Raw genomic sequence first — 21,078 nt, forward strand, 5'->3', positions numbered from 1 at the left:
ATCGTCGAGATCGGCAAGCAGCTGCTCATCACCCGCGGAGCCCTGACCACCTTCTCGATCGCCAACGACGTCGCGAAGTACTTCGCGATCATCCCCGCGATGTTCGCCGTGGTCTATCCCGGCCTGGACAAGCTGAACATCATGCAGCTGTCCTCGCCCCAGTCCGCGATCCTGTCGGCCGTGATCTTCAACGCGCTGATCATCATCGCGCTGGTGCCGCTCGCCCTGAAGGGGGTGCGCTACCGGCCCAGCAGCGCCGACTCGATGCTCCGGCGCAACCTCGGGATCTACGGACTCGGCGGTCTGGTCGCCCCGTTCATCGGCATCAAGATCATCGACATGGTCATCTCCCTCGTACCCGGGCTGCACTGAATTTAGGAATCGGCTGACCTGCCATGAACAACTCCGTAGCAAACACCGCCCGGTTGCTCTGGGCCGGGCTGCGCGCCCTGCTCGTGCTGACCGTCGTCTGCGGCGTGCTCTACCCGCTCGCCGTCACGGGCGTCGCCCAGGGCGTCTTCCCCGACAAGGCCAACGGCTCCGAGATCACCGCGAACGGCAAGGTCGTCGGCTCCGAACTCATCGGCCAGCGCTACGACCTGCCGCTGAAGAAGGGGCAGCAGACCGCGGCCCCGGACCTCAAGTGGTTCCAGCCGCGCCCCTCCAACGGCCTGGGCACCAACAGCGTCAACACCCAGTACAAACTGATCCTCTCCGGCGCGACCAACCGCTCCGGCGACAACAAGGAACTCATCGACTGGGTCACCGCCGCCAAGGCCGCCGTGGTCGAGGACAACTCCGTCCCCGGCCACCCGGTCAGCCCCTCGGACGTGCCGGCCGACGCCGTCACCTCCTCCGGCTCCGGCCTCGACCCGGCCATCTCCCCGGCCTACGCACAGCTCCAGGTGCGCCGGGTGGCCGAGCGGAACCACCTTCCCGTCGCCCGGGTGGAGAAGCTCGTCGAGCAGCACACCGACGGCCGGATCCTCGGCTTCGTCGGAGAGCCGAGGGTCAATGTCCTCCAGCTCAACATCGCACTCGGACAGCTGGTGAACGGGGCCTGAGGAAGCGCGGGGGAGCGGGGCGCGGGGCCGGACCCCGCGCCCCGCCCACCCGTTCACCGGGCCGGTGTGCCCAGGGTGCCCGGGTAGAGGTACTTCTGCGGCGGGAGGACGGTGCCGTCCACCCAGGCCGCGAAGAAGCCCTTGAGGTCCTTGCCCGACACCTTCTCCGCCAGTGTCTCGAACTGGCGGAACGAGGCATTGCCGTACGCGTGGTCGCGGGTCCAGGTCCGGAGCGTCCGGAAGAACGCCTCGTCGCCCACCGTGCGGCGCAGGGCGTGCAGCATCAGCGAGCCCTTGAAGTACAGAGCCCCGTCCAGTTCCTTGCCCGGTCCCGGGTCGTAGAGCCTGACGGACCAGAACGACGGATCGTTCCTGTACTCCTCCACCTCGGACCGGTAGTAGTCCCGGTCCAGGTCGGCTCCCTTGTGCTCCTCCCACAACTGCCCGGCGTACTGGGCGAAGCACTCGGCGGCGCAGCCGTCCCGCCAGTCCTTGAACGAGACGCTGTCACCGAACCACTGGTGGGTGTTCTCGTGGACCATCGAGGCGTCGAAGAGCATGGAGCCGTAGGTGGGGCGGCTCTGCGTCTCCAGGGCGAGAGGGCCGTCGGACGGCTCCTTCGGGGCCCCGACGACGATGGCACCCGCGGAGGAGAACGGGTACGGACCGAACTTCGAGGCCAGGAAGTCCAGGATCTCCGTCTGCTCGGCCTCCGCCCCGGCGTCGATGACGGCATCCGGGCTGTACGCCGTGATGACCGGTGTTCCGGCGGCCGTCCGGCCGCGGTGCACGGTGAACCGGTCGATGGCGACCGTGCTGAGGTACGTGGCCATCGGCCGGTCCTCGGACCAGCGGAAGGTCCTTCTGCCGTCCTTCAGGCTCTCCGGGCCGGGCAGCCCGTTGCCGACGGCCGTCCAGCCGTCGGGGACCGTCGCGGTGAGGGCGAAGGTGGCCTTGTCGGACGGGTGGTCGTTGGCGGGGTACCAGGAGGTCGCGGAGTGCGGCTCGCCCGCCACGTTCGCGCCGCCGCTCTGCAGGGTGTGCCAGCCTTCGGGATCGGGCCTGCCCGCGTACTTCACCCGGACCCGGAACGTCGCGCCCTTCGTCACCGGGCGGGCCGGGGTGATCAACAGTTCATGGGCGCCGGCCCGGGAGAACGTCCTGGCCGGTACGCCGTCCACCTCCACCGATGCCACGGTGAAGCCCTTGAGGTCCAGACCGAACCGGTCCAGGCCGGTCAGGGCGCGGGCGGTGACGGTGGTGTCGCCGTCCAGACGGTCGGTGTGCGCCGGGTCGTACGAGATGCGGACGTCGTAGTGGGAGACGTCGTAGCCGGAGTTGCCGTCGTCGGGGAAGTACGGGTCGCCGAGACCCGGTCCGCCGATGGCGGCCGAGGCGGGGACGGCGGCCAGCACGGAGCCGCTCACGACCGCGGCCACCAGGGCGGTGACGGTTCTGCTGCTGCGGCGGCGGTCCGGTCGGTTCAGGAGTCTGCGCATGTCTCGTTCCTGGGGGTCGGGGGCGGGGATCAGTGCCGGGGTGTGGTGGCGGCGAGCTTCCACAGCACGCCGGTGATGGCGTCGGCGCTGGTGGTCTCCGTCCTCGGATCCACGTTGGCGAGGTCGTCGCAGGCCTCGTGGATGCAGTCGGAGATGCCGGTGCTGAAGCCGGACGACGGGATGCCGGCATTGCCGAACGACTCGTGGTCCGAGCCGCCGACGCCGATGTCGAAGGTGGGAATGGACCGCTCGGCGAACCACGCCTCGAAGGCCTGCTGGGCCTCGGTCTCGCCGTGCTCGTCGTCGTGGACCACGAGCCACTGCCGGGTGTTCCTGCTGCCCGCCTGGTCGAAGTTGAGATAGACGTCGATCCTGCGGCGCTCGGCCCCCGAGAGCCCGCCGACGTAGCGCTCCGAGCCGATCAGGCCCTGTTCCTCCGCGCCCCACCACGCGAACCGCAGATGCCGTTCGGGTGCGAGGCCGGACTCGGCCACCTGGAGGGCCGCGGCCAGGACCGCGGCCGAGCCCGAGCCGTTGTCGTTGATCCCCGGGCCCTCCTCGACACTGTCGAGGTGGGCCCCGGTCAGCACCACATGGTCCGGGTCGCCGCCCGGCCAGTCGGCGATCAGGTTGTCGCCCGTGGCCCCGGCGTGGGTGAACGGGACCAGCCGGGTACGGAAGCCCGCCCGGTCCAGGGCGCGTTTCACGTACGCCACCGAATCCGCGTACCCCTTCGTGCCGTGCGCGCGGTTGCCGCCGTTGCGGTCCGCGATGCGCTGCAGGGCCCGCAGATGGGGCATCACCTGCTGCTCGGAGACGGTGGGGGCGGCGGTGGGCCGCGACTCCGCGGCGGCGGGGACCGCGGACAGGGTCAGGGAGATCCCGAGAACTCCGGCCGCCAGCCGGGGAAGGCTTCTGCGTGACGTCATGCGCACCCTTTCGAGGACGGGGCACTTCAGGGCCGGGGCGCTCGCCCCGGCGGACCCCGGTCAGGCTGGCCGGGCGGTGTCAGAAAGTTGTCGGGAAGTTGTCGCGGAGCGGTAGTGCTGCGGCAAGGGATCGTCAGTGCTCTCTGCGACGGGTGCGGCGGGCCGGGCCACCGCCGGAACGGCCGCGACGGCGGCCGTTCCGGACACCCGGAAGCCGCCGGGCATTGTCCAGCCCGGTGCGCATTGCACATACTGGCGGCCGACGGGACCGAGCACGTACGGGGAGAGACATGACCGAGAGCACCGGCCGGACGGGTACCGAGGGGCAGGGCGGTACCGCAGTGGCCGAGGAACCGGCACGCGGGCCCATGGTCCGGGTCGAGGACCTGCACCGCTCGTACGGCTCCGGCGCCGGAGCCGTGCACGCGCTGCGCGGGGTGTCCTTCGAGGTGCCGCGCGGCGAACTCGTCGCGCTCAAGGGGCGCTCGGGTTCGGGCAAGACGACCCTCCTCAACCTGCTCGGCGGGCTCGACAGCCCCGACGGCGGGCGGATCACCGTAGACGGCACGGACCTCGCCGAGCTCGGCGAGGACGGGCTCCTGGAGCTGCGCAGGGACCGGATCGGTTTCATTTTCCAGTCGTTCGGCCTGATCCCGATCCTGACCGCCGCGGAGAACGTCGGCGTGCCCATGCGGCTGCGCAAGGCGGACCCGGGCGAGCGCGAGGAGCGGGTGGCGCTGCTGCTCTCCCTGGTCGGCCTCGCCGACCACGCGGCCCAGCGCCCCGGCGAGCTCTCCGGGGGGCAGCAGCAGCGCGTCGCGATCGCCCGCGCACTCGCCAACCGGCCCGCCCTGCTGATCGCGGACGAGCCGACGGGGCAGCTCGACGCGGAGACCGGGCTCGCGGTGATGGAGCTGCTGCGGGCGGTGGTGCGCGGCGAGGGCGTCACCGCGCTGGTGGCGACACACGACCCCCAGCTGCTGGGGCTGGCGGACCGGGTGCTGGAACTGAGCGACGGACACATCGTCGAGCACGCGTAGGGCCCGTCCGGGGCGTCAGAATCCTGTCAATTCGGTCCCTCACCCCACCCCGCGCCCCATTTGTCGACAATGAGCGAGGTAGCTTCGAACCGGCTGCCGCATCGGACGCAGCCGGTTCGAGAGAAGACAATGGGGCCATGGCACGCGGCAAGCTTCGGATCTACCTGGGTGCGGCACCCGGCGTCGGCAAGACGTACGCGATGCTCTCCGAGGCCCATCGACGCGTGGAGCGGGGCACCGACTGCGTCGTCGCCTTCGTGGAGCACCACGACCGGCCGCGCACCGAGGTCATGCTGCACGGCCTGGAGCAGGTCCGGCGCCGCGAGATCGAGTACCGCTCCGCCGTCTTCACCGAGATGGACGTCGACGCGGTCCTGGAGCGCGCCCCCGCCGTCGCCCTGGTGGACGAACTGGCCCACACCAATGTGCCGGGTTCCCGCAACGCCAAACGCTGGCAGGACGTCGAGGAACTCCTCCAGGCGGGCATCGACGTGGTGTCCACCGTCAACATCCAGCACCTGGAGTCGCTCGGTGACGTCGTCGAGGCGATAACCGGCGTGCGGCAGCGCGAGACGGTCCCCGACGAGGTCGTCCGCAGGGCCGACCAGCTCGAACTCGTCGACATGTCGCCCCAGGCGCTGCGCCGCCGGATGGCCCACGGCAACATCTACAAGCCGGACCGGATCGACGCCTCGCTGTCGAACTACTTCCGCCCCGGCAACCTGACCGCCCTGCGCGAGCTGGCCCTTCTCTGGGTCGCCGACCGGGTCGACGAGTACCTCCAGCAGTACCGCGGCGAGCACAACATCCGCACCACCTGGCAGGCCCGCGAACGCATCGTCGTCGGACTGACCGGCGGCCCCGAGGGCCGTACGCTCATCCGCCGCGCGTCCCGGATGGCGGCCAAGGGCTCGGGCAGCGAGATCCTCGCCGTCTACATCGCCCGCAGCGACGGGCTGACCTCCGCCTCGCCCAAGGAACTCACCGTCCAGCGCACCCTCGTGGAGGACCTCGGCGGCACGTTCCACCATGTCATCGGCGACGACATACCGTCGGCGCTCCTCGAATTCGCCCGTGGGGTGAACGCCACGCAGATCGTCCTCGGCTCCAGCCGCCGCAAGGCCTGGCAGTACATCTACGGACCGGGCGTGGGCGCCACCGTCGCCCGGGAGTCCGGGCCCGACCTCGATGTCCACATCGTCACCCACGAAGAGGTCGCCAAGGGGCGCGGTCTGCCGATCGCCCGCGGTGCCCGGCTCGGCCGGGTGCGGATCATCTGGGGCTGGCTGGTCGGGGTCGGCGGCCCGGCCCTCCTCACCCTGCTGCTGGCCGGTCTGGACAGCGGGCCCGGACTCGCCAACGACGTCCTGCTCTTCCTCTTCCTGACCGTGGGCGCCGCGCTGCTCGGCGGACTGCTGCCGGCCCTCGCGTCGGCCGCCGTCGGGTCGATGCTGCTGAACTACTGGTTCACCCCGCCCACCCACACCCTGACCGTGCAGGACCCGGAGAACTTCGTCGCCATCGTGATCTTCTTCGCGGTGGCGGTCTCGGTCGCCTCGGTCGTCGACCTGGCGGCCCGCCGCACCCATCAGGCGGCACGGCTGCGCGCCGAGTCGGAGATCCTCTCCTTCCTGGCCGGCAGTGTGCTGCGTGGCGAGACGACGCTGGACGCACTCCTCGACCGGGTCCGCGAGACCTTCGGCATGGAGTCCGTCGCCCTGCTGGAGCGCAGCAGCGACGTCGATCCGTGGACCTGCGCCGGGAGCGTCGGACCGGGACCGGTGGCCCGGCCGGAGGACGCCGATGTGGACATGCCCGTCGGCGACCACATGGCGCTGGCGCTCTCCGGCCGGGTGCTGCCCGCCGAGGACCGCCGGGTGCTCGGCGCGTTCGCCGCCCAGGCCGCCGTCGTACTGGACCGGCAGCGCCTGGTCGACGAGGCCGAGGAGGCCCGGCGGCTCGCCGAGGGCAACCGGATCAGGACGGCGCTGCTCGCCGCCGTCAGCCACGATCTGCGTACCCCGCTCGCCGGCATCAAGGCCGCCGTCAGCTCCCTGCGCTCCGACGACGTCGCCTGGTCCGACGAGGACCAGGCCGAACTCCTGGAGGGCATCGAGAACGGCGCCGACCGCCTCGACCACCTCGTGGGCAACCTCCTGGACATGTCCCGGCTCCAGACCGGCACGGTCACCCCGCTGATCCGCGAGATCGACCTCGACGAGGTGGTCCCGATGGCGCTCGGCGGTGTCCCCGAGGACAGCGTCGACCTGGACATCCCCGAGACCCTGCCGATGGTCGAGGTCGACCCCGGGCTGCTGGAGCGGGCCGTCGCCAACATCGTCGAGAACGCCGTGAAGTACAGCCGCTACGCGGAACGTGTCACCGTGGCCGCCAGCGCGCTCGGCGAACGCGTCGAGCTGCGGGTGGCCGACCGCGGCCCCGGAGTCCCGGACGACGCCAAGGAGCGCATCTTCGAGCCCTTCCAGCGCTACGGCGACGCCCCGCGCGGCGCGGGCGTCGGACTGGGGCTCGCCGTGGCCCGCGGCTTCGTGGAGTCCATGGGCGGCACGCTGGACGCCGAAGACACCCCCGGCGGCGGCCTGACCATGGTGCTGACCCTCAAGGCGGCATCGGGATACGTTCCGGTCAGCCCCGAACTGCCCGCGCGGGTCACCTCATGACCACGCGGGACACTTCATGACCACGCGTTCCACCGCATGACCGCGCAGTTCACCTCATGATCTCCGGCACGTCCCGGGAGATCGCCGTACAGCAGAAAGGCAGGGCCCCCATGACCCGGGTGCTTGTGGTCGACGACGAGCCGCAGATCGTACGCGCCCTCGTGATCAACCTGAAGGCGCGCAAGTACGAGGTGGACGCGGCGCCCGACGGCGCGACCGCCCTCCAGCTCGCCGCCGCCCGCCACCCCGATGTCGTCGTCCTCGACCTCGGGCTGCCGGACATGGACGGCGTCGAGGTGATCAAGGGGCTGCGCGGCTGGACCCGGGTGCCGATCCTGGTGCTCTCCGCCCGCCACACCTCCGACGAGAAGGTGGAGGCGCTGGACGCCGGCGCCGACGACTACGTCACCAAGCCGTTCGGCATGGACGAGCTGCTGGCCCGGCTGCGCGCCTCGGTCCGCCGCGCCGAGCCCGTCGGGCAGCACGGCTCCGACGACGTCGTGGTCGTCGAGACCGACGGGTTCACCGTCGACCTGGCGGCGAAGAAGGTCCACCGCGCGGGACGCGACGTACGGCTCACCCCCACCGAGTGGCATCTGCTGGAGGTCCTGGTCCGCAACAGCGGGCGGCTGGTCAGCCAGAAACAGCTGCTCCAGGAGGTCTGGGGGCCCTCGTACGGCACCGAGACCAACTATCTGCGGGTCTACATGGCCCAGCTGAGGCGCAAGCTGGAGGCCGACCCCTCGCACCCCCGGCACTTCGTCACCGAGCCGGGCATGGGGTACCGCTTCGAGCGCGGCTGAACGGGACGCGGGGAGTTCCTCCGTGCCTCTCCCCGGTCACTCGTTGGAGTGAGACCGGGGACACCCGCCCGGAGCAGCCGGGACCGGTACCCTTCGTGTATGAGTGCTGTTCCTCGATCCGACAAGCCCGGCAAGGCGGAAAAGCCGTCGGGCCGCTTCCGGCGGATGCTCGACCGGCTGTCCAGCTCCCAGGAGGATCTCGAGTCCGAGGAACTGCAGGAGGACGCGCAGGCCTCGGGCTGCACACGGATCTCCGAATGCACCGACCGCCAGATCGTGAAGGTGACTGGTACCTTGCGGACCGTCACCCTGCGGCCGCGCGCCGGAGTGCCCGCCCTGGAGGCCGAGCTCTTCGACGGCACCGCGCCGCTGGACGTCGTCTGGCTGGGCCGCCGCTCCATCGTGGGCATAGAACCGGGCCGCAAGCTCATCGCCTCGGGCCGGATCGCCATGAGCCACGGGCGCCGGGTGCTGTTCAACCCCAAATACGAACTCCGACCGCTCGGCAAGGAGTAGCCGGTGACGTCTCTCGACAAGCCGACGTCCGACACGGACCCCACCACCCGCACCGACCAGGAGGCGACCGACACGAAGGCGGTCACCGAGGCCGCGCTCTTCGAGGCCTTCGGCGGTGTCCGGGGCATGGTGGAGACGGTCCTTCCCGGGCTGCTGTTCGTCACCATCTTCACGATCAACAAGGATCTCCACCTCTCGGCCATCGCGGCCCTGGTGGTGTCGCTGGTCCTCGTCGCCGTGCGGCTGATCCGGCGGGACACCGTCAAGCACGCCTTCAGCGGTGTCTTCGGGGTGGCCTTCGGCGTGGTCTTCGCGATGATGACGGGCAATGCCAAGGATTTCTATCTGCCGGGCATGCTCTACACGCTCGGCCTGGCCCTCGCCTACCTGATCACCACCCTCGCCGGGGTGCCGCTGATCGGTCTCATCCTGGGGCCGGTGTTCAAGGAGAACCTCTCCTGGCGCACCAGGAACCCCGGCCGCAAGAAGGCGTACGCCAAGGCCAGTTATGCCTGGGGACTGATCCTGCTCGCCAAGTGCGCGATCCTCTTCCCGCTGTACTGGTGGGCCGACACCACCCAGTTGGGCTGGATCCTGGTCGCCCTGAAGATCCCCCCGTTCCTGCTCGCGGTCTACCTGACCTGGGTCTTCCTGGCCAAGGCGCCGCCGCCCATCGACGTCTTCGCCGAGATGGAGGCCGAGGAGCAGGCGGAGAAGGAGCGCAAGGCCGCGGCGGCCGCCGTGCGCAACCAGGAGTTCTGAACCGGGCGTTCCGGGGACCGCGCTCGCCGGACGTACGGAAGGGCCCGGAACCGTGTCATACGGTTCCGGGCCCTTTCCGCGTCTGCGCCGTCCGAGCCGGCGGTGCTATTCGTACCGTCCGGGCCGAGGGTCAGTCGTCCGAGTCGCCCCGGCGCACCGACAGCAGGTCCTCCAGCTGTTCCTCGCGTGCCTGCGCGGCCACGAACAGCAACTCGTCACCGGCCTCCAGGGTCTCCTCGGTGCTCGGCGTCAGCACGCGCTGACCACGGATGATGGTGACCAGCGAGGTGTCCTCGGGCCAGGCGACATCCCCGACCCGGGTGCCGGCCAGCGCCGACTCCGGCGGCAGCGTCAGCTCGACCAGGTTGGCGTCACCGTGACTGAAGCGCAGCAGCCGGACCAGATCCCCGACGCTCACCGCCTCCTCGACCAGCGCCGACATCAGCCGCGGCGTCGAGACCGCCACATCGACACCCCAGGCCTCGTTGAACAGCCACTCGTTCTTCGGGTTGTTGACCCGGGCGACGACCCTCGGCACGCCGTACTCGGTCTTCGCGAGCAGCGAGACGACCAGGTTCACCTTGTCGTCGCCGGTCGCGGCGATCACGACGTTGCAGCGCTGGAGCGCCGCCTCGTCGAGCGAGGTGATCTCGCAGGCGTCCGCCAGCAGCCACTCGGCCATCGGCACCCGCTCCACCGAGATGGCCGTCGGCGCCTTGTCGACGAGCAGCACCTCGTGCCCGTTCTCCAGCAGCTCGCCCGCGATGGAACGCCCCACCGCACCGGCCCCGGCAATCGCGACACGCATCAGTGACCGCCCTCCTCAGGACCCTCGGCGAAGGCCGCCTCGACCTTCGCGATCTCGTCCGTACGCATCATCACGTGGACCAGGTCGCCCTCCTGCAGCACCGTCTGCGAGGTGGGCAGTATGGCTTCGCCCAGCCGGGTGAGGAACGCCACGCGGACGCCCGTCTCCTCCTGCAGGGTGCTGATCTTGTGGCCGATCCAGGAGGGTGTGGTGTGCACCTCCGCGAGCTGCACACCACCGCTCGGATCGCGCCACAGCGGCTCGGCGCCCGAAGGCAGCAGCCGCCGCAGCATCTGGTCCGCGGTCCAGCGCACGGTGGCGACCGTGGGGATGCCGAGACGCTGGTACACCTCGGCGCGCCGGGGGTCGTAGATCCGCGCGGCGACATTCTCGATGCCGAACATCTCGCGGGCCACCCGGGCGGCGATGATGTTCGAGTTGTCGCCACTGCTCACCGCGGCGAACGCACCGGCCTCCTCGATACCCGCCTCACGGAGGGTGTCCTGGTCGAAGCCGACACCCGTGACGCGCCGTCCGCCGAATCCGGACCCGAGGCGACGGAACGCCGTCGGGTCCTGGTCGATGACGGCGACCGTGTGCCCCTGCTGCTCCAGGGTCTGCGCGAGAGCGGCTCCTACTCGCCCGCAGCCCATGATGACGATGTGCACCTTGCGCCTACCTCGCACTCCTGGTCGTCCGGCTGACCTGCGAAAACACCCTGCTCACACTTCTTTCTCAGCTTGCCGGGCAAACAACGGGGCAACGGTCTGTCCCGTTGCCCAGGATGAGCTTATGCGGCCCGGAGTGCGAAGCCTCATCCGAGTGCGCTTTCGCCGCGCCCCGCCCGGTGGGCGCCGCAGGCCGCCGACGCGCGACTGCCGACGGACGGGCTCTTGAGTACGGAGCACACAGACATCTAACATGTCAGTTCATGGAGACCCTGCGCCCCGTCCGACGGACCCTGCTGCGGGACACCGCCTACGAGGCGATCCGCGACGCCATCGTCCGCGGCGACCTCCCGCCCGGTGCCCCGGTCCGCGACGCCGACCTCGCCGAACGCCTCGGACTCTCCCGCGCACCCGTCCGCGACGCGCTGTCCCGGCTCTCCGGTGAGGGCCTGGTCGAATCCAAGCCACAGAGCTACACCCGGGTGACCCGGCTGGTGCCGCGCGACGTCCGGGACGCCGCGGCCGTCGTACGGGCCATGCAGGAGCTGGCCGCCAGGACCGCGGTGCCCCGCCTCACGGACGCGGACGTCGCCGCGATGCGCGCCGCCAACGACCGGTTCCGGGACGCGACCGGCCGCAGTGACGTGGTGGACGCGCTGCGCGCCGACGACCAGCTCCACGACGTCCTCGTCGCCGCCTGCGGCAACCGGGCCGTGGCCGCCACCGTCGAGCGCTACACCCCCTTGATCCGGCGCCTGGAGTGGCGGCGATTCGGCACGGCCGGCTCCGCGCACGGCTCGGCGGAGCTGCACCAGCGGCTGATCGAGGCGTGCGCGGAGCGCGATGCCGAAGCCGCCGCCCGGATCACCGCCGAGATCTGGCGGGCGCTCGAAGAGCTCGCCGACGAACCGCCCGGGTAGCCCGGCGGCCCGGCAGCGGGCCGCCGCATCACCACCCCACCCCGTCTTCCGCCGCGCCACCCCACCCGGCGTTCTGCCGCACCGCCCCCAGCCTTCCGCCGCACCGCCACCGAGCCAGGGAGCCCGCATGACCACCACCCCGTCCGCCTCCCCGTCCCTCTCCTCCTACGACCGCTACCCCCTCCTCTTCGGCCCCTCGCCGGTGCACCGGCTCGACCGGCTCACCGAACACCTCGGCGGCGCCGGGATCTGGGCCAAGCGGGAGGACTGCAACTCCGGCATCGCCTACGGCGGCAACAAGACCCGCAAGCTCGAATACCTCGTCGCCGACGCACTGGCGAAGGGCTGCGACACCCTGGTGTCCATCGGCGGGGTCCAGTCCAACCACACCCGCCAGGTCGCGGCGGTCGCCGCCCGCGCCGGTCTGAAGTGCGTACTCATCCAGGAGAGCTGGGTCGAGTGGCCGGACGCCGTCTACGACAAGGTCGGCAACATCCTGATCAGCCGCCTGGCCGGCGCCGACGTCCGCCTGGTGCGCGCCGGGTTCGGCATCGGCGTCAAGGAGAGCTGGGAGCAGGCGCTGCGCGAGGTGGAGGAGGGCGGCGGCAAGCCGTACGCCATCCCCGCGGGCGCGTCCGACCACCCACTGGGCGGACTCGGCTTCGCGAACTGGGCGTACGAGGTCGCCGAGCAGGAACGCGCGCTCGGCGTGTTCTTCGACACCGTGCTGGTCTGCTCGGTGACCGGCTCCACCCAGGCCGGCATGGTCGCGGGCTTCGCCGCGCTGGAGGAGGCGGGCGCCCGCCCGCGGCGCGTCCTCGGCATCGACGCCTCCGCCGAGCCCGCCCGTACCCGCGAGCAGATCGCCCGGATCGCGGCCGGCACCGCACGGCTCATCGGGGTGCGCCGGGAGCTCACGGTGGACGACATCGAACTCGACGAGCGCTACCACGCGGGCACCTACGGCATCCCCGACGACCCGACCCTCGACGCGATGCGGCTCGCCGCCCGTACCGAGGGCATGATCACCGACCCCGTGTACGAGGGGAAGTCGATGGCGGGAATGGTCGATCTCGTGGCCCGCGGCGAGATCGCCCGCGATTCCACCGTTCTTTACGCACATCTCGGCGGTCAGCCCGCATTGAATGGTTACAGCGCCCTTTTCGCGGACGCCTAGTGCAAGGATTTCGTTAAGGATTTCGTGGCTTTTTCGTCCGAGCGCAGGAGATTGCAGGGCCACGGGGGTGGTGCGTCTGCGGCTTCCATACGGAACGCTTACGATCCTCTGCGTGTCCAAACTGACCGACGTGCCCAAACGGATCCTGATCGGGCGCGCATTGCGCAGTGACCGGCTCGGAGAAACGCTCCTGCCGAAGCGCATCGCCCTCCCCGTCTTCGCCTCCGACGCCCTGTCCTCCGTCGCCTACGCGCCTGGGGAGGTGCTGCTCGTCCTGTCCGTCGCGGGCATTTCGGCGTACCACTTCAGCCCGTGGATCGCTCTGGCGGTCGTGGTGGTGATGTTCACCGTGGTGGCGTCGTACCGGCAGAACGTGCACGCGTACCCGAGCGGTGGTGGCGACTACGAGGTCGCCACCACCAACCTCGGCCCCAAGGCCGGCCTGACCGTCGCCAGTGCGCTGCTCGTGGACTACGTCCTCACCGTCGCCGTCTCCATCACCTCCGGCATCGAGAACCTGGGCTCGGCGATCCCGTTCGTGGTCGAGCACAAGGTGATGTGCGCCGTCGCGGTGATCCTGCTCCTGACGCTGATGAACCTGCGCGGCGTCAAGGAGTCGGGATCGCTCTTCGCGATTCCCACGTATGTGTTCGTCGTGGGCGTCTTCATCATGATCGCGTGGGGCGCCTACCGCGCTCTCGTGCTCGGCGACACCATGCGCGCGCCCACCGCCGGCTTCCATATCAAGGCGGAGCAGGAGGGCCTCGCGGGCTTCGCCCTCGTCTTCCTGCTGCTGCGTGCTTTTTCTTCCGGCTGTGCCGCGCTCACCGGCGTCGAGGCGGTCTCCAACGGCGTCCCGGCCTTTCGTAAGCCCAAGTCCAAGAACGCGGCGACGACGCTGACGATGATGGGCATGCTCGCCATCACCATGCTCGTCGGCATCATCGCCCTCGCCCTGGTCACCAAGGTCCGGATGGCCGAGAACCCGGCGGCCGACCTGCTGAGGGGCGGTGTGCCGGTCGGCCCCGGCTATGTGCAGGACCCGGTGATCACGCAGGTCGCCGAGGCCGTATTCGGCAACGGCAGCTTCCTGTTCATCGTGCTCGCCGCGGCCACCGCCCTGGTGCTGTTCCTCGCGGCGAACACGGCGTACAACGGCTTCCCGGTGCTCGGCTCGATCCTCGCCCAGGACCGCTACCTGCCGCGCCAGCTGCACACCCGCGGCGACCGGCTCGCCTTCTCCAACGGCATCGTGCTGCTCGCCGGTGCGGCCGCCCTGCTCGTCGTCATCTACGGCGCCGACTCGACCCGGCTGATCCAGCTCTACATCGTCGGTGTGTTCGTCTCCTTCACCCTCAGCCAGACCGGCATGGTCCGGCACTGGAACCGCCACCTGCGCACCGAGAAGGACGCCGACAAGCGCCGCCACATGATCCGCTCCCGCGCGATCAACACCTTCGGCGCCTTCCTGACCGGCCTCGTCCTCGTGGTCGTCCTGGTCACCAAGTTCACCCACGGTGCCTGGGTCGCCCTGCTCGGCATGTGCATCTTCTTCGCGACGATGACCGCGATCCGCAGGCACTACGACCGGGTCGCCGAGGAGATCGCCGCCGACGAGACCCCGTCCGACGAGACGATCCGGCCCTCCAGGGTCCACTCGATCGTCCTGGTCTCCAAGCTCCACCGGCCCACCCTGCGCGCCCTCGCCTACGCCAAGCTGATCCGCTCCGACCGGCTGGAGGCGCTCTCCATCAGCGTCGACCCGGCCGAGACCAAGGCGCTCAAGGACGACTGGGAGCGGCGCGGAGTCGACATCCCGCTGAAGATCCTCGACTCCCCGTACCGCGAGGTGACCCGGCCGGTCATCGACTACGTGAAGGGCCTGCGCCGGGAGAGCCCGCGCGACGTCGTGAGCGTGTACATCCCGGAGTACGTGGTCGGCCACTGGTACGAGCACCTCCTCCACAACCAGAGCGCCCTGCGCCTCAAGGGGCGGCTGCTCTTCACCCCGGGCGTCATGGTGACCTCCGTGCCGTATCAGCTGGAGTCCTCCGAGGCGGCCAAGAAGCGTGCCAGGAAGCGCGCGGAATGGAACGCGCCGGGCTCGGTGCGCCGCGGCCCCGTGGAGCGCAGGCCCAAGGAACCCAGCGGCAAGAGCTGACCGCCCTTGTCCGCTTCCGCTCGTGGTAAGCGGCCGGACGACACCCACGTAGACTCGTGGGTTGTTGTCCGGCCGTTTTTCCCTTGATCTCTGGAGCCACCCCCTCATGCAGAACGAACCCACGTCGTCGCTGGTCGGGGAGGAGTACGAGGTCGAGGTCGGCCCCGTCGCACACGGCGGCCACTGCATCGCCCGCACCTCGGAGGGCCGGGTCCTCTTCGTACGGCACACACTCCCCGGCGAGAAGGTGATCGCCAGGGTCACCGACGGCGAGAGCGACTCCCGCTTCCTGCGTGCCGACGCGGTACAGATCATCGAGGCGTCCAAGGACCGCGTCGAGGCGCCCTGCCCGTACGCCGGCCCCGGCAAGTGCGGCGGCTGCGACTGGCAGCACGCCAAGCCCGGCGCCCAGCGCCGGCTCAAGGGCGAAGTGATCGCCGAACAGCTCCAGCGCCTCGCGGGCCTCACCCCCGAGGAGGCGGGCTGGGACGGCACGGTCATGCCGGCCGAGGGCGACAAGCTCCCGGCGGGCGAGGTGCCCGCCTGGCGCACCCGTGTCCAGTACGCCATCGACGAGGACGGCAAGGTCGGCCTGCGCAAGCACCGCTCGCACGACGTGGAGCCCGTCGAACGCTGCCTGATCGCGGCCCCCGGCGTCACGGAGCTCGGCATCGAGAAGCGGGACTGGCCCGGCATGGCCACGGTGGAGGCCATCGCCGCCACGGGTTCCCACGACCGCCAGGTCATCCTCACCCCGAGGCCCGGCGGCCGGCTGCCCCTGGTCGAGCTCGACAAGCCCGTCTCGGTGATGCGCGTCGACGAGCGCGACGGCGGCGTCCACCGCGTGCACGGCCGTGCCTTCGTCCGCGAGCGCGCCGACGACCGCACCTACCGCGTCGGCTCCGGCGGCTTCTGGCAGGTCCACCCGCAGGCCGCCAACACCCTGGTCCGCGCCGTCATGCAGGGCCTCCTGCCCCGCAAGAACGACATGGCCCTCGACCTCTACTGCGGCGTCGGCCTGTTCGCCGGCGCCATCGGCCAGCGCATCGGCGAAAAGGGCGCCGTCCTCGGCATCGAGTCCGGCAAGCGCGCCGTCGAGGACGCCCGCCACAACCTGAAGGACCTGGACCGGGTTCGCATCGAACACGGCAAGGTCGACCAGATCCTCCCGCGCACCGGCATCACCGAGTGCGACCTGATCGTCCTCGACCCGCCCCGCGCGGGCGCCGGCAAGCAGGTCGTCAAACACCTGACGGGCCTGAGCGCCCGCCGCATCGCCTACGTCGCCTGCGACCCGGCGGCCCTCGCACGCGACCTGGCGTACTTCCGGGAGGGTGGGTACCGGGTGCGGACGCTGCGGGCGTTCGATCTGTTTCCGATGACGCACCATGTGGAGTGCGTTGCCATCCTCGAACCGGCCGCAAAGGGCTCCTGACCTGCTGCTTCGTGCGTGCGCATTATGTGCGATGTGGGCGTTACGGGCGATATCTTGACGCTGAAATGACGCTCGTGACGCTCATTTGACGCTCGTTCTGATGGGGCGTCAGTTGGCATTTCCTGCGGTGACGGTGGGCCGGAGTTCTCCTGCGGGAGGTGAGGGCACGAACGGCCCGCAGCTCCTATCCGGACACTGTCCAGTGCCTGCTCAGGAGCAGTTACTTGCCCAGAGGTGCTACGGTGCCGTGCCGGCGCATCTTCATCTCGCCGTAGTGGAAGTCCGCCGAGCCTGGTTCGTTTTGCCATCTTCCAACGCCTACGGAAGTTCCGGTCCTGCAGCACGCGCGGGCTTCGGGGCCGATCGGCAAGAGCACGTCGAGGAAGTCCCATAGCTGAACCATGGGACGCCGGCTGCTGCCTCTGGCAGAGTGATCGGCACTACTAGGCACGGCAGCCAGTACGGCAGCAGAGCCCCGATACGGCACCAGGGCCCGGACTGCACGTCGCGGTCCGAGCCCTACCCCGTGCGGTGCCACCCGGCGGCGGCGATGCGTCACCTCTGTGCGGTGTCGTCGCTCGCCTGTCCGGCGCTCTCAGCTGTGCGTACCTTCGCGCGCATTTTGCGCACCAGCTCCGCCTTCTGGTCGGCGGCACCCTGGCGGTCGAGGTTGCGGTGCGGACCGTTGTTCTGCCGTTCGGCGCGGGACAGCCTCTTGCGCTGGCCACCGCCCTGGCCCACGGGGTTGTTGATGTTCTTGCTGTCGGTCACGGGTTCTCCCGGTGGTGATGTGAAGTGATCTGCGGATTTGTCGGTGAGGGACGGGCGGCGACGTCGAAGGACGTCAGCGGGGCCCGTCACGCTCTCACTCGTAAATCGGCGTCTGGAAGAACATGACAATCACGTTACCCGGTTCCGTCGGCCCCGCGTGCCAAGCTCTCTGCTGCCCCGGCGTTGGCCGGGACTTCGCCGAGCACCCGGGGTGACGCTTGTGGCGTTGCGGACACGGACTCATCCCGAGAGATGGCTTGGGATATCAGTTCGGAGATGTGCTGGGCGAGGGTGTTGGTGTTCATTGGGCATGCCTCGACGATCATGGGCCACCACTGGCTCTCGCGCGTGGCGTAGGGGTTGCCTGCTTTGGGGATCAGGGACTGCGCGCGGGTGATGACGATGCCATGGCGTGCCCTGGAGACCATGACGAGGACGGCCCGGAGCTCTTCTGCCAGTTGCTCGGTGGTGTCGGCCCGACCATCTGGGATGTGCCAGTCCTCGAAGCCGGGCACGAACACCCAGTCGAACTGCTGGCCTTTTCCTGTGTGGGCGTTGAGCAAGTGGGCGCCTGGCTCGATTGCCGAGCCCTCCTCCACGATGCGGAGTTGGGCTGCCGCCGCAGCGAGAGATCCCGCCTGGATGGCCAGGCTCTCGAACTCTGATAGGGCGTTTGTCGCCCGACGGCAGCACGCAGGTGTGGACGTACGACGGCGAGGGCAACTGCCTTTCCCACACGGACTCCATGGGTGCTGCGACCCGCTTCGAGTGCACGGCCTTCGACCTGCTGACGGCCCGCACGGGCCCGGACGGCGTGCGGTACGAGTTCACCCACGACGCGAATCTGTGTTTGACGCAGGTGACCAACCCGCAGGCGCTGACGTGGACGTACACGTACGACCCGGCAGGCCGACTACTCGCCGAGACTGACTTCGACGACCGGACACTGACCTACGGGTACGACGCGGCCGGGCGCCTGACGTCCCGCATGAACGCGCAGGGTCAGACCGTCACATACGAGTACAACCCACTCGGCCAAGTCGTTCGCAAGGACGCCGCGGGTGCGGTCACGGTGTTTGAATACGATGTCTTCGACGAGCTGGCGGCGGCCACCGGCCCGGACGCGACGCTGGTACGGCTGCGGGACCGCTTCGGCCGCCTCAAGTCCGATACGGTGAACGGCCGTACGGTCTCCTTCACGCACGATGCACTGGGCAGGCGAACGGGCCGGACGACCCCGGGTGGGGCGGCGAGCAGTTGGTCGTACGACGCGGCGGGCCGCCGGGCCTCACTGACCGCCTCCGGCCGGACACTCACCTTCACGCACGACGCGCTCGGCCGCGAAACATTCCGTACGGTGGGCGGCTTCGCATCTCTGACCTCGTCGTTCGACGTGATGGGCCGACTTACGGCCCAAGAGATCACCGCGGATGGTGGTAGTCGACTCCAGCATCGCGCGTACGCGTACCGTGCGGACGGCAACCTCGTCGGCATTGCCGATACGCTCTCCGGAGCCGTCCGCTTCGACCTGGACTCGGCAGGTCGCGTGTCAGCCGTGAACGCGACCGGGTGGACGGAGCGGTACGTCTATGACGAGGTGGGCAATCAGGTGGGGGCTTCCTGGCCGCCCACCCACCCGTCACACGAGGCGACCGGCCCCCGCACGTACACGGGTGCGAGGATCACGCGTGCGGGCTCCGTTCGTTATGAGCACGATGCCCAGGGTCGTACCGTCCTGCGCCAGAAGACCCGCCTCTCGCGAAAGGCGGAAACCTGGCGCTACGCGTGGGACGCCGAGGACCGCCTGATGTCGGTGGCGACGCCGGACGGCACGGTCTGGCGGTACGCATACGACCCTCTGGGGCGCCGAATATCCAAACAATCCCCCTTGGAGACAGTCCACTTCATCTGGGACGGCGCGACCCTCTGCGAGCAGACGACAGAGGACACGACCCTCACATGGGACTACGCAGGCTTGCGCCCCCTGACCCAGACGGAACGCCGCCACGGCTCCACCGATGACCGCTTCTTCGCCATCGTCACGGACTTGATCGGCACCCCGACGGAACTCCTCGACGAATCGGGTGCCTTGGCCTGGCGCACGCGCACCACCCTCTGGGGTGCCACCACCTGGACCCGCGACGCCACGGCGTACACCCCACTCCGCTTTCCGGGGCAGTACTTCGACCGTGAATCGGAACTCCACTACAACTTCTTCCGCTACTACGACCCGGAGTCGGCTCGCTACCTCACGCCGGATCCCTTGGGCCTGACGCCGGCAGACAACCCGGTCACGTACGTCCACAACCCACACACGTGGAGCGATCCGCTCGGGCTCGCTCCATGTCCGCCCCGGATCCAGGGCGGAGGCTGGGACCTCAGTGGAGATGCGGACCCGCTGAGCATCATTCCGAAGGACGCCGTTCAGGAACCTTGGAAGCCGATCCCGGGTGGCGTCGAGCACGGCATCAAGTGGAAGTGGACGGACGATGTCACGGGTAAGACGGTGCGAATGCGCGTCCATGGGCCCGACCTCGGCCCGCACGCCGGACCCAACGCCAGCAGCGGTCCTATCTACCGCATCCAGATCGGGCACCAATTCCAGGACGAGGCAGGCAAGCTCTACCACGCGAAGATCGGAAATCCGAACAGTCCGAACTATAATGAGACGGCGATCAACGACACCCACATTCCATGGCCCAGCCATCTGCCGGTGCCGTACCCGCACTGAACTGGAAGACGGGACGTATGGAAAGCAAATATTATGTCGACTTCCTCCGGGACCTTCTGAGTCCCGACGAAGCGGTGCGCACGGAGGCGAGCGATCGCGTTCAGGACTTCGTGAACCTGCTCACCGGCACCCAAGCCCGAGTGGCAGGGGACTTGATCGCCATGCTGGCCCCGCACGAGGGGTCCCGGGTAGCTTTGGAGGCGCTCCTGCACGCGCTGACGGATCTCGACGGATGTGGGAAGCTCGATGGTGTCGATCTCTCGCCGTTGGCGGAAATCCCGGAATCCGTGATCCATGTGGAACACCGCGATTACATAGAGGAATTCGCCCCGCGCATCGCGAGTGCGAGCAACGACACGGCACAGTGAGCGTGGACTCGCGCCAACCTGAAGGTGAGGCACCTGCCTCGGTTGAGCAAGCCGGTCTGGGACCGCTGTAGTCCACGTCGCCGATGGCGCCGGGCAAAGCGGGCCGTGACGCAAGTTTGACGCTCTGGCCGCCCCTCCTGCGGCCGGTGAGGCCGAAGAGGTGTGTCTGACCTATACCTTCTCCGGTGACCAGGTCCTGCGACGTTATTTCGATGACGCGTCATGTGAAGTGCGTGGCGATCCTGGAGTCGGCTACGAAGAGCTCCTGAACTGCGGTTTGTGGGTGCGCGATATGGGCAGGGTGCGCGTTGCGGGCGATATCCAGACACTGAGATGACGCCCATGGCTAGCGTTCTGATGGGTTATCGGGTGCGTTCATGCGCTGCTGCTGGTGCGTGAAGCGGTCTACGTTTGCAGGCGTGTGTGCGGGGGAGTGGCCGATGTCGGAGCGCCGGCCAGGGCGGGCCTTCACTCATCAGTCACGGCAGTTCCACCCGCCAGGCAATGACTGAGCCCTTTCCAACCTCGCGGCACTGACCGTGAGTTGGACACGCCTGCGCAACGACGAAGCTCCTGGTAGACGGGTTCTCGACCAAGATCACCCGTGTCCGCCAGGAGCTTCGCGTGCTTGTCTACCCGTCGTCGATGGATCTGTCCAGCCGCACCCTGCGATACCTGGGCAGACAGCTCACCGTCCGGCGCCGAGAGATCGGGACGAGGTGGCGACGCCTGCCCGCCGGCCGCC

17 protein-coding genes and 3 pseudogenes are annotated in these 21,078 nt (G+C 69.4%); 14 read left to right on the forward strand and 6 right to left on the reverse strand.

Annotated features, from left to right (window positions below; genetic code table 11):
* Positions 1-372, forward strand: a pseudogene (locus AB0D53_RS41000) (potassium-transporting ATPase subunit B); the annotation flags it as partial.
* A gap of 23 nt (positions 373-395) precedes the next feature.
* On the forward strand, positions 396-1,064 hold the full coding sequence (locus tag AB0D53_RS41005) for a potassium-transporting ATPase subunit C (RefSeq protein WP_362454543.1): 669 nt from the start codon (positions 396-398) through the stop codon (positions 1,062-1,064).
* Between the two features lie 53 nt (positions 1,065-1,117).
* Here AB0D53_RS41005 and AB0D53_RS41010 read toward each other — a convergent pair whose 3' ends face one another.
* A complete protein-coding gene (locus tag AB0D53_RS41010; protein WP_362454545.1) occupies positions 1,118-2,563 on the reverse strand; it encodes a M1 family metallopeptidase in 1,446 nt (481 codons plus the stop codon).
* Between the two features lie 29 nt (positions 2,564-2,592).
* On the reverse strand, positions 2,593-3,492 hold the full coding sequence (locus AB0D53_RS41015) for a M20/M25/M40 family metallo-hydrolase (RefSeq protein WP_362454547.1): 900 nt from the start codon (positions 3,490-3,492) through the stop codon (positions 2,593-2,595).
* Between the two features lie 290 nt (positions 3,493-3,782).
* Between AB0D53_RS41015 and AB0D53_RS41020 the strand changes: the two genes are divergently transcribed.
* The 5 genes from AB0D53_RS41020 to AB0D53_RS41040 all read left to right on the forward strand — a co-directional run bounded on the left by AB0D53_RS41020 (position 3,783) and on the right by AB0D53_RS41040 (position 9,294).
* Positions 3,783-4,532, forward strand: a complete 750-nt coding sequence (locus AB0D53_RS41020) for an ABC transporter ATP-binding protein (protein ID WP_362454549.1) — start codon at positions 3,783-3,785, stop codon at positions 4,530-4,532.
* A 137-nt stretch (positions 4,533-4,669) separates the two neighbouring features.
* A complete protein-coding gene (locus AB0D53_RS41025) occupies positions 4,670-7,213 on the forward strand; it encodes a sensor histidine kinase KdpD (protein WP_362454552.1) in 2,544 nt (847 codons plus the stop codon).
* A gap of 110 nt (positions 7,214-7,323) precedes the next feature.
* Positions 7,324-8,016, forward strand: a complete 693-nt coding sequence (locus AB0D53_RS41030) for a response regulator (protein ID WP_329819380.1) — start codon at positions 7,324-7,326, stop codon at positions 8,014-8,016.
* Positions 8,017-8,115: 99 nt separating this feature from the next.
* Positions 8,116-8,532, forward strand: coding sequence for an OB-fold nucleic acid binding domain-containing protein (locus AB0D53_RS41035; protein ID WP_072485886.1), 417 nt, complete (start codon positions 8,116-8,118; stop codon positions 8,530-8,532).
* 3 nt (positions 8,533-8,535) lie between these two features.
* Entirely contained in the window at positions 8,536-9,294 is a 759-nt protein-coding gene (locus tag AB0D53_RS41040) for a DUF3159 domain-containing protein (RefSeq protein WP_362454555.1), read from the forward strand.
* 130 nt (positions 9,295-9,424) lie between these two features.
* On the opposite strand, the gene AB0D53_RS41045 is transcribed toward AB0D53_RS41040, so the two are convergent.
* A complete protein-coding gene (locus tag AB0D53_RS41045; RefSeq protein ID WP_266427863.1) occupies positions 9,425-10,102 on the reverse strand; it encodes a TrkA family potassium uptake protein in 678 nt (225 codons plus the stop codon).
* Entirely contained in the window at positions 10,102-10,770 is a 669-nt protein-coding gene (locus tag AB0D53_RS41050) for a TrkA family potassium uptake protein (RefSeq protein ID WP_072485889.1), read from the reverse strand. Before AB0D53_RS41050 ends, AB0D53_RS41045 begins: the two co-directional genes overlap by 1 nt.
* Before the next feature lie 263 nt (positions 10,771-11,033).
* On the opposite strand from AB0D53_RS41050, the gene AB0D53_RS41055 reads away from it, so the two are divergent.
* The 4 genes from AB0D53_RS41055 to AB0D53_RS41070 all read left to right on the forward strand — a co-directional run bounded on the left by AB0D53_RS41055 (position 11,034) and on the right by AB0D53_RS41070 (position 16,463).
* Entirely contained in the window at positions 11,034-11,690 is a 657-nt protein-coding gene (locus AB0D53_RS41055) for a GntR family transcriptional regulator (protein ID WP_362454558.1), read from the forward strand.
* Positions 11,691-11,817: 127 nt separating this feature from the next.
* The gene (locus AB0D53_RS41060) at positions 11,818-12,867 is read left to right on the forward strand and encodes a 1-aminocyclopropane-1-carboxylate deaminase (protein ID WP_362454560.1); all 1,050 of its coding nucleotides are present in this window, start codon (positions 11,818-11,820) and stop codon (positions 12,865-12,867) included.
* Between the two features lie 112 nt (positions 12,868-12,979).
* Entirely contained in the window at positions 12,980-15,028 is a 2,049-nt protein-coding gene (locus tag AB0D53_RS41065) for an APC family permease (protein ID WP_362454562.1), read from the forward strand.
* A 106-nt stretch (positions 15,029-15,134) separates the two neighbouring features.
* Complete coding sequence (locus AB0D53_RS41070; protein ID WP_362454564.1) at positions 15,135-16,463, forward strand: class I SAM-dependent RNA methyltransferase; 1,329 nt, start codon at positions 15,135-15,137, stop codon at positions 16,461-16,463.
* A gap of 555 nt (positions 16,464-17,018) precedes the next feature.
* On the opposite strand, the gene AB0D53_RS41075 is transcribed toward AB0D53_RS41070, so the two are convergent.
* Both AB0D53_RS41075 and AB0D53_RS41080 read right to left on the reverse strand, forming a co-directional pair.
* Positions 17,019-17,234 (reverse strand): DUF6243 family protein, encoded by a 216-nt coding sequence (locus AB0D53_RS41075; RefSeq protein WP_362454566.1) that lies wholly within the window; start codon positions 17,232-17,234, stop codon positions 17,019-17,021.
* A 134-nt stretch (positions 17,235-17,368) separates the two neighbouring features.
* Positions 17,369-17,833, reverse strand: a complete 465-nt coding sequence (locus AB0D53_RS41080) for a 3'-5' exonuclease (protein WP_362454568.1) — start codon at positions 17,831-17,833, stop codon at positions 17,369-17,371.
* 71 nt (positions 17,834-17,904) lie between these two features.
* On the opposite strand from AB0D53_RS41080, the pseudogene AB0D53_RS41085 reads away from it, so the two are divergent.
* From AB0D53_RS41085 to AB0D53_RS41095, 3 genes and pseudogenes are all read left to right on the forward strand, one after another.
* Positions 17,905-19,965, forward strand: a pseudogene (locus tag AB0D53_RS41085) (polymorphic toxin type 30 domain-containing protein); the annotation flags it as partial.
* Positions 19,966-19,982: 17 nt separating this feature from the next.
* On the forward strand, positions 19,983-20,333 hold the full coding sequence (locus AB0D53_RS41090) for a hypothetical protein (RefSeq protein ID WP_362454570.1): 351 nt from the start codon (positions 19,983-19,985) through the stop codon (positions 20,331-20,333).
* 624 nt (positions 20,334-20,957) lie between these two features.
* A pseudogene (locus AB0D53_RS41095) lies at positions 20,958-21,078 on the forward strand (IS5/IS1182 family transposase); the annotation flags it as partial.

Source organism: Streptomyces sp. NPDC048295, assembly GCF_040652135.1.
Lineage (GTDB): Bacteria > Actinomycetota > Actinomycetes > Streptomycetales > Streptomycetaceae > Streptomyces.

Bases quoted from the DNA above. Each gene is read 5' to 3' on its own strand.
- AB0D53_RS41030 (WP_329819380.1), top strand. From the start codon at position 7,324: ATGACCCGGGTGCTTGTGGTCGACGACGAGCCGCAGATCGTACGCGCC.
- AB0D53_RS41025 (WP_362454552.1), top strand. From the start codon at position 4,670: ATGGCACGCGGCAAGCTTCGGATCTACCTGGGTGCGGCACCCGGCGTC.
- AB0D53_RS41060 (WP_362454560.1), top strand. From the start codon at position 11,818: ATGACCACCACCCCGTCCGCCTCCCCGTCCCTCTCCTCCTACGACCGC.
- AB0D53_RS41010 (WP_362454545.1), bottom strand. From the start codon at position 2,563: ATGCGCAGACTCCTGAACCGACCGGACCGCCGCCGCAGCAGCAGAACC.
- AB0D53_RS41020 (WP_362454549.1), top strand. From the start codon at position 3,783: ATGACCGAGAGCACCGGCCGGACGGGTACCGAGGGGCAGGGCGGTACC.
- AB0D53_RS41015 (WP_362454547.1), bottom strand. From the start codon at position 3,492: ATGACGTCACGCAGAAGCCTTCCCCGGCTGGCGGCCGGAGTTCTCGGG.
- AB0D53_RS41090 (WP_362454570.1), top strand. From the start codon at position 19,983: ATGGAAAGCAAATATTATGTCGACTTCCTCCGGGACCTTCTGAGTCCC.
- AB0D53_RS41055 (WP_362454558.1), top strand. From the start codon at position 11,034: ATGGAGACCCTGCGCCCCGTCCGACGGACCCTGCTGCGGGACACCGCC.
- AB0D53_RS41070 (WP_362454564.1), top strand. From the start codon at position 15,135: ATGCAGAACGAACCCACGTCGTCGCTGGTCGGGGAGGAGTACGAGGTC.
- AB0D53_RS41045 (WP_266427863.1), bottom strand. From the start codon at position 10,102: ATGCGTGTCGCGATTGCCGGGGCCGGTGCGGTGGGGCGTTCCATCGCG.
- AB0D53_RS41035 (WP_072485886.1), top strand. From the start codon at position 8,116: ATGAGTGCTGTTCCTCGATCCGACAAGCCCGGCAAGGCGGAAAAGCCG.
- AB0D53_RS41005 (WP_362454543.1), top strand. From the start codon at position 396: ATGAACAACTCCGTAGCAAACACCGCCCGGTTGCTCTGGGCCGGGCTG.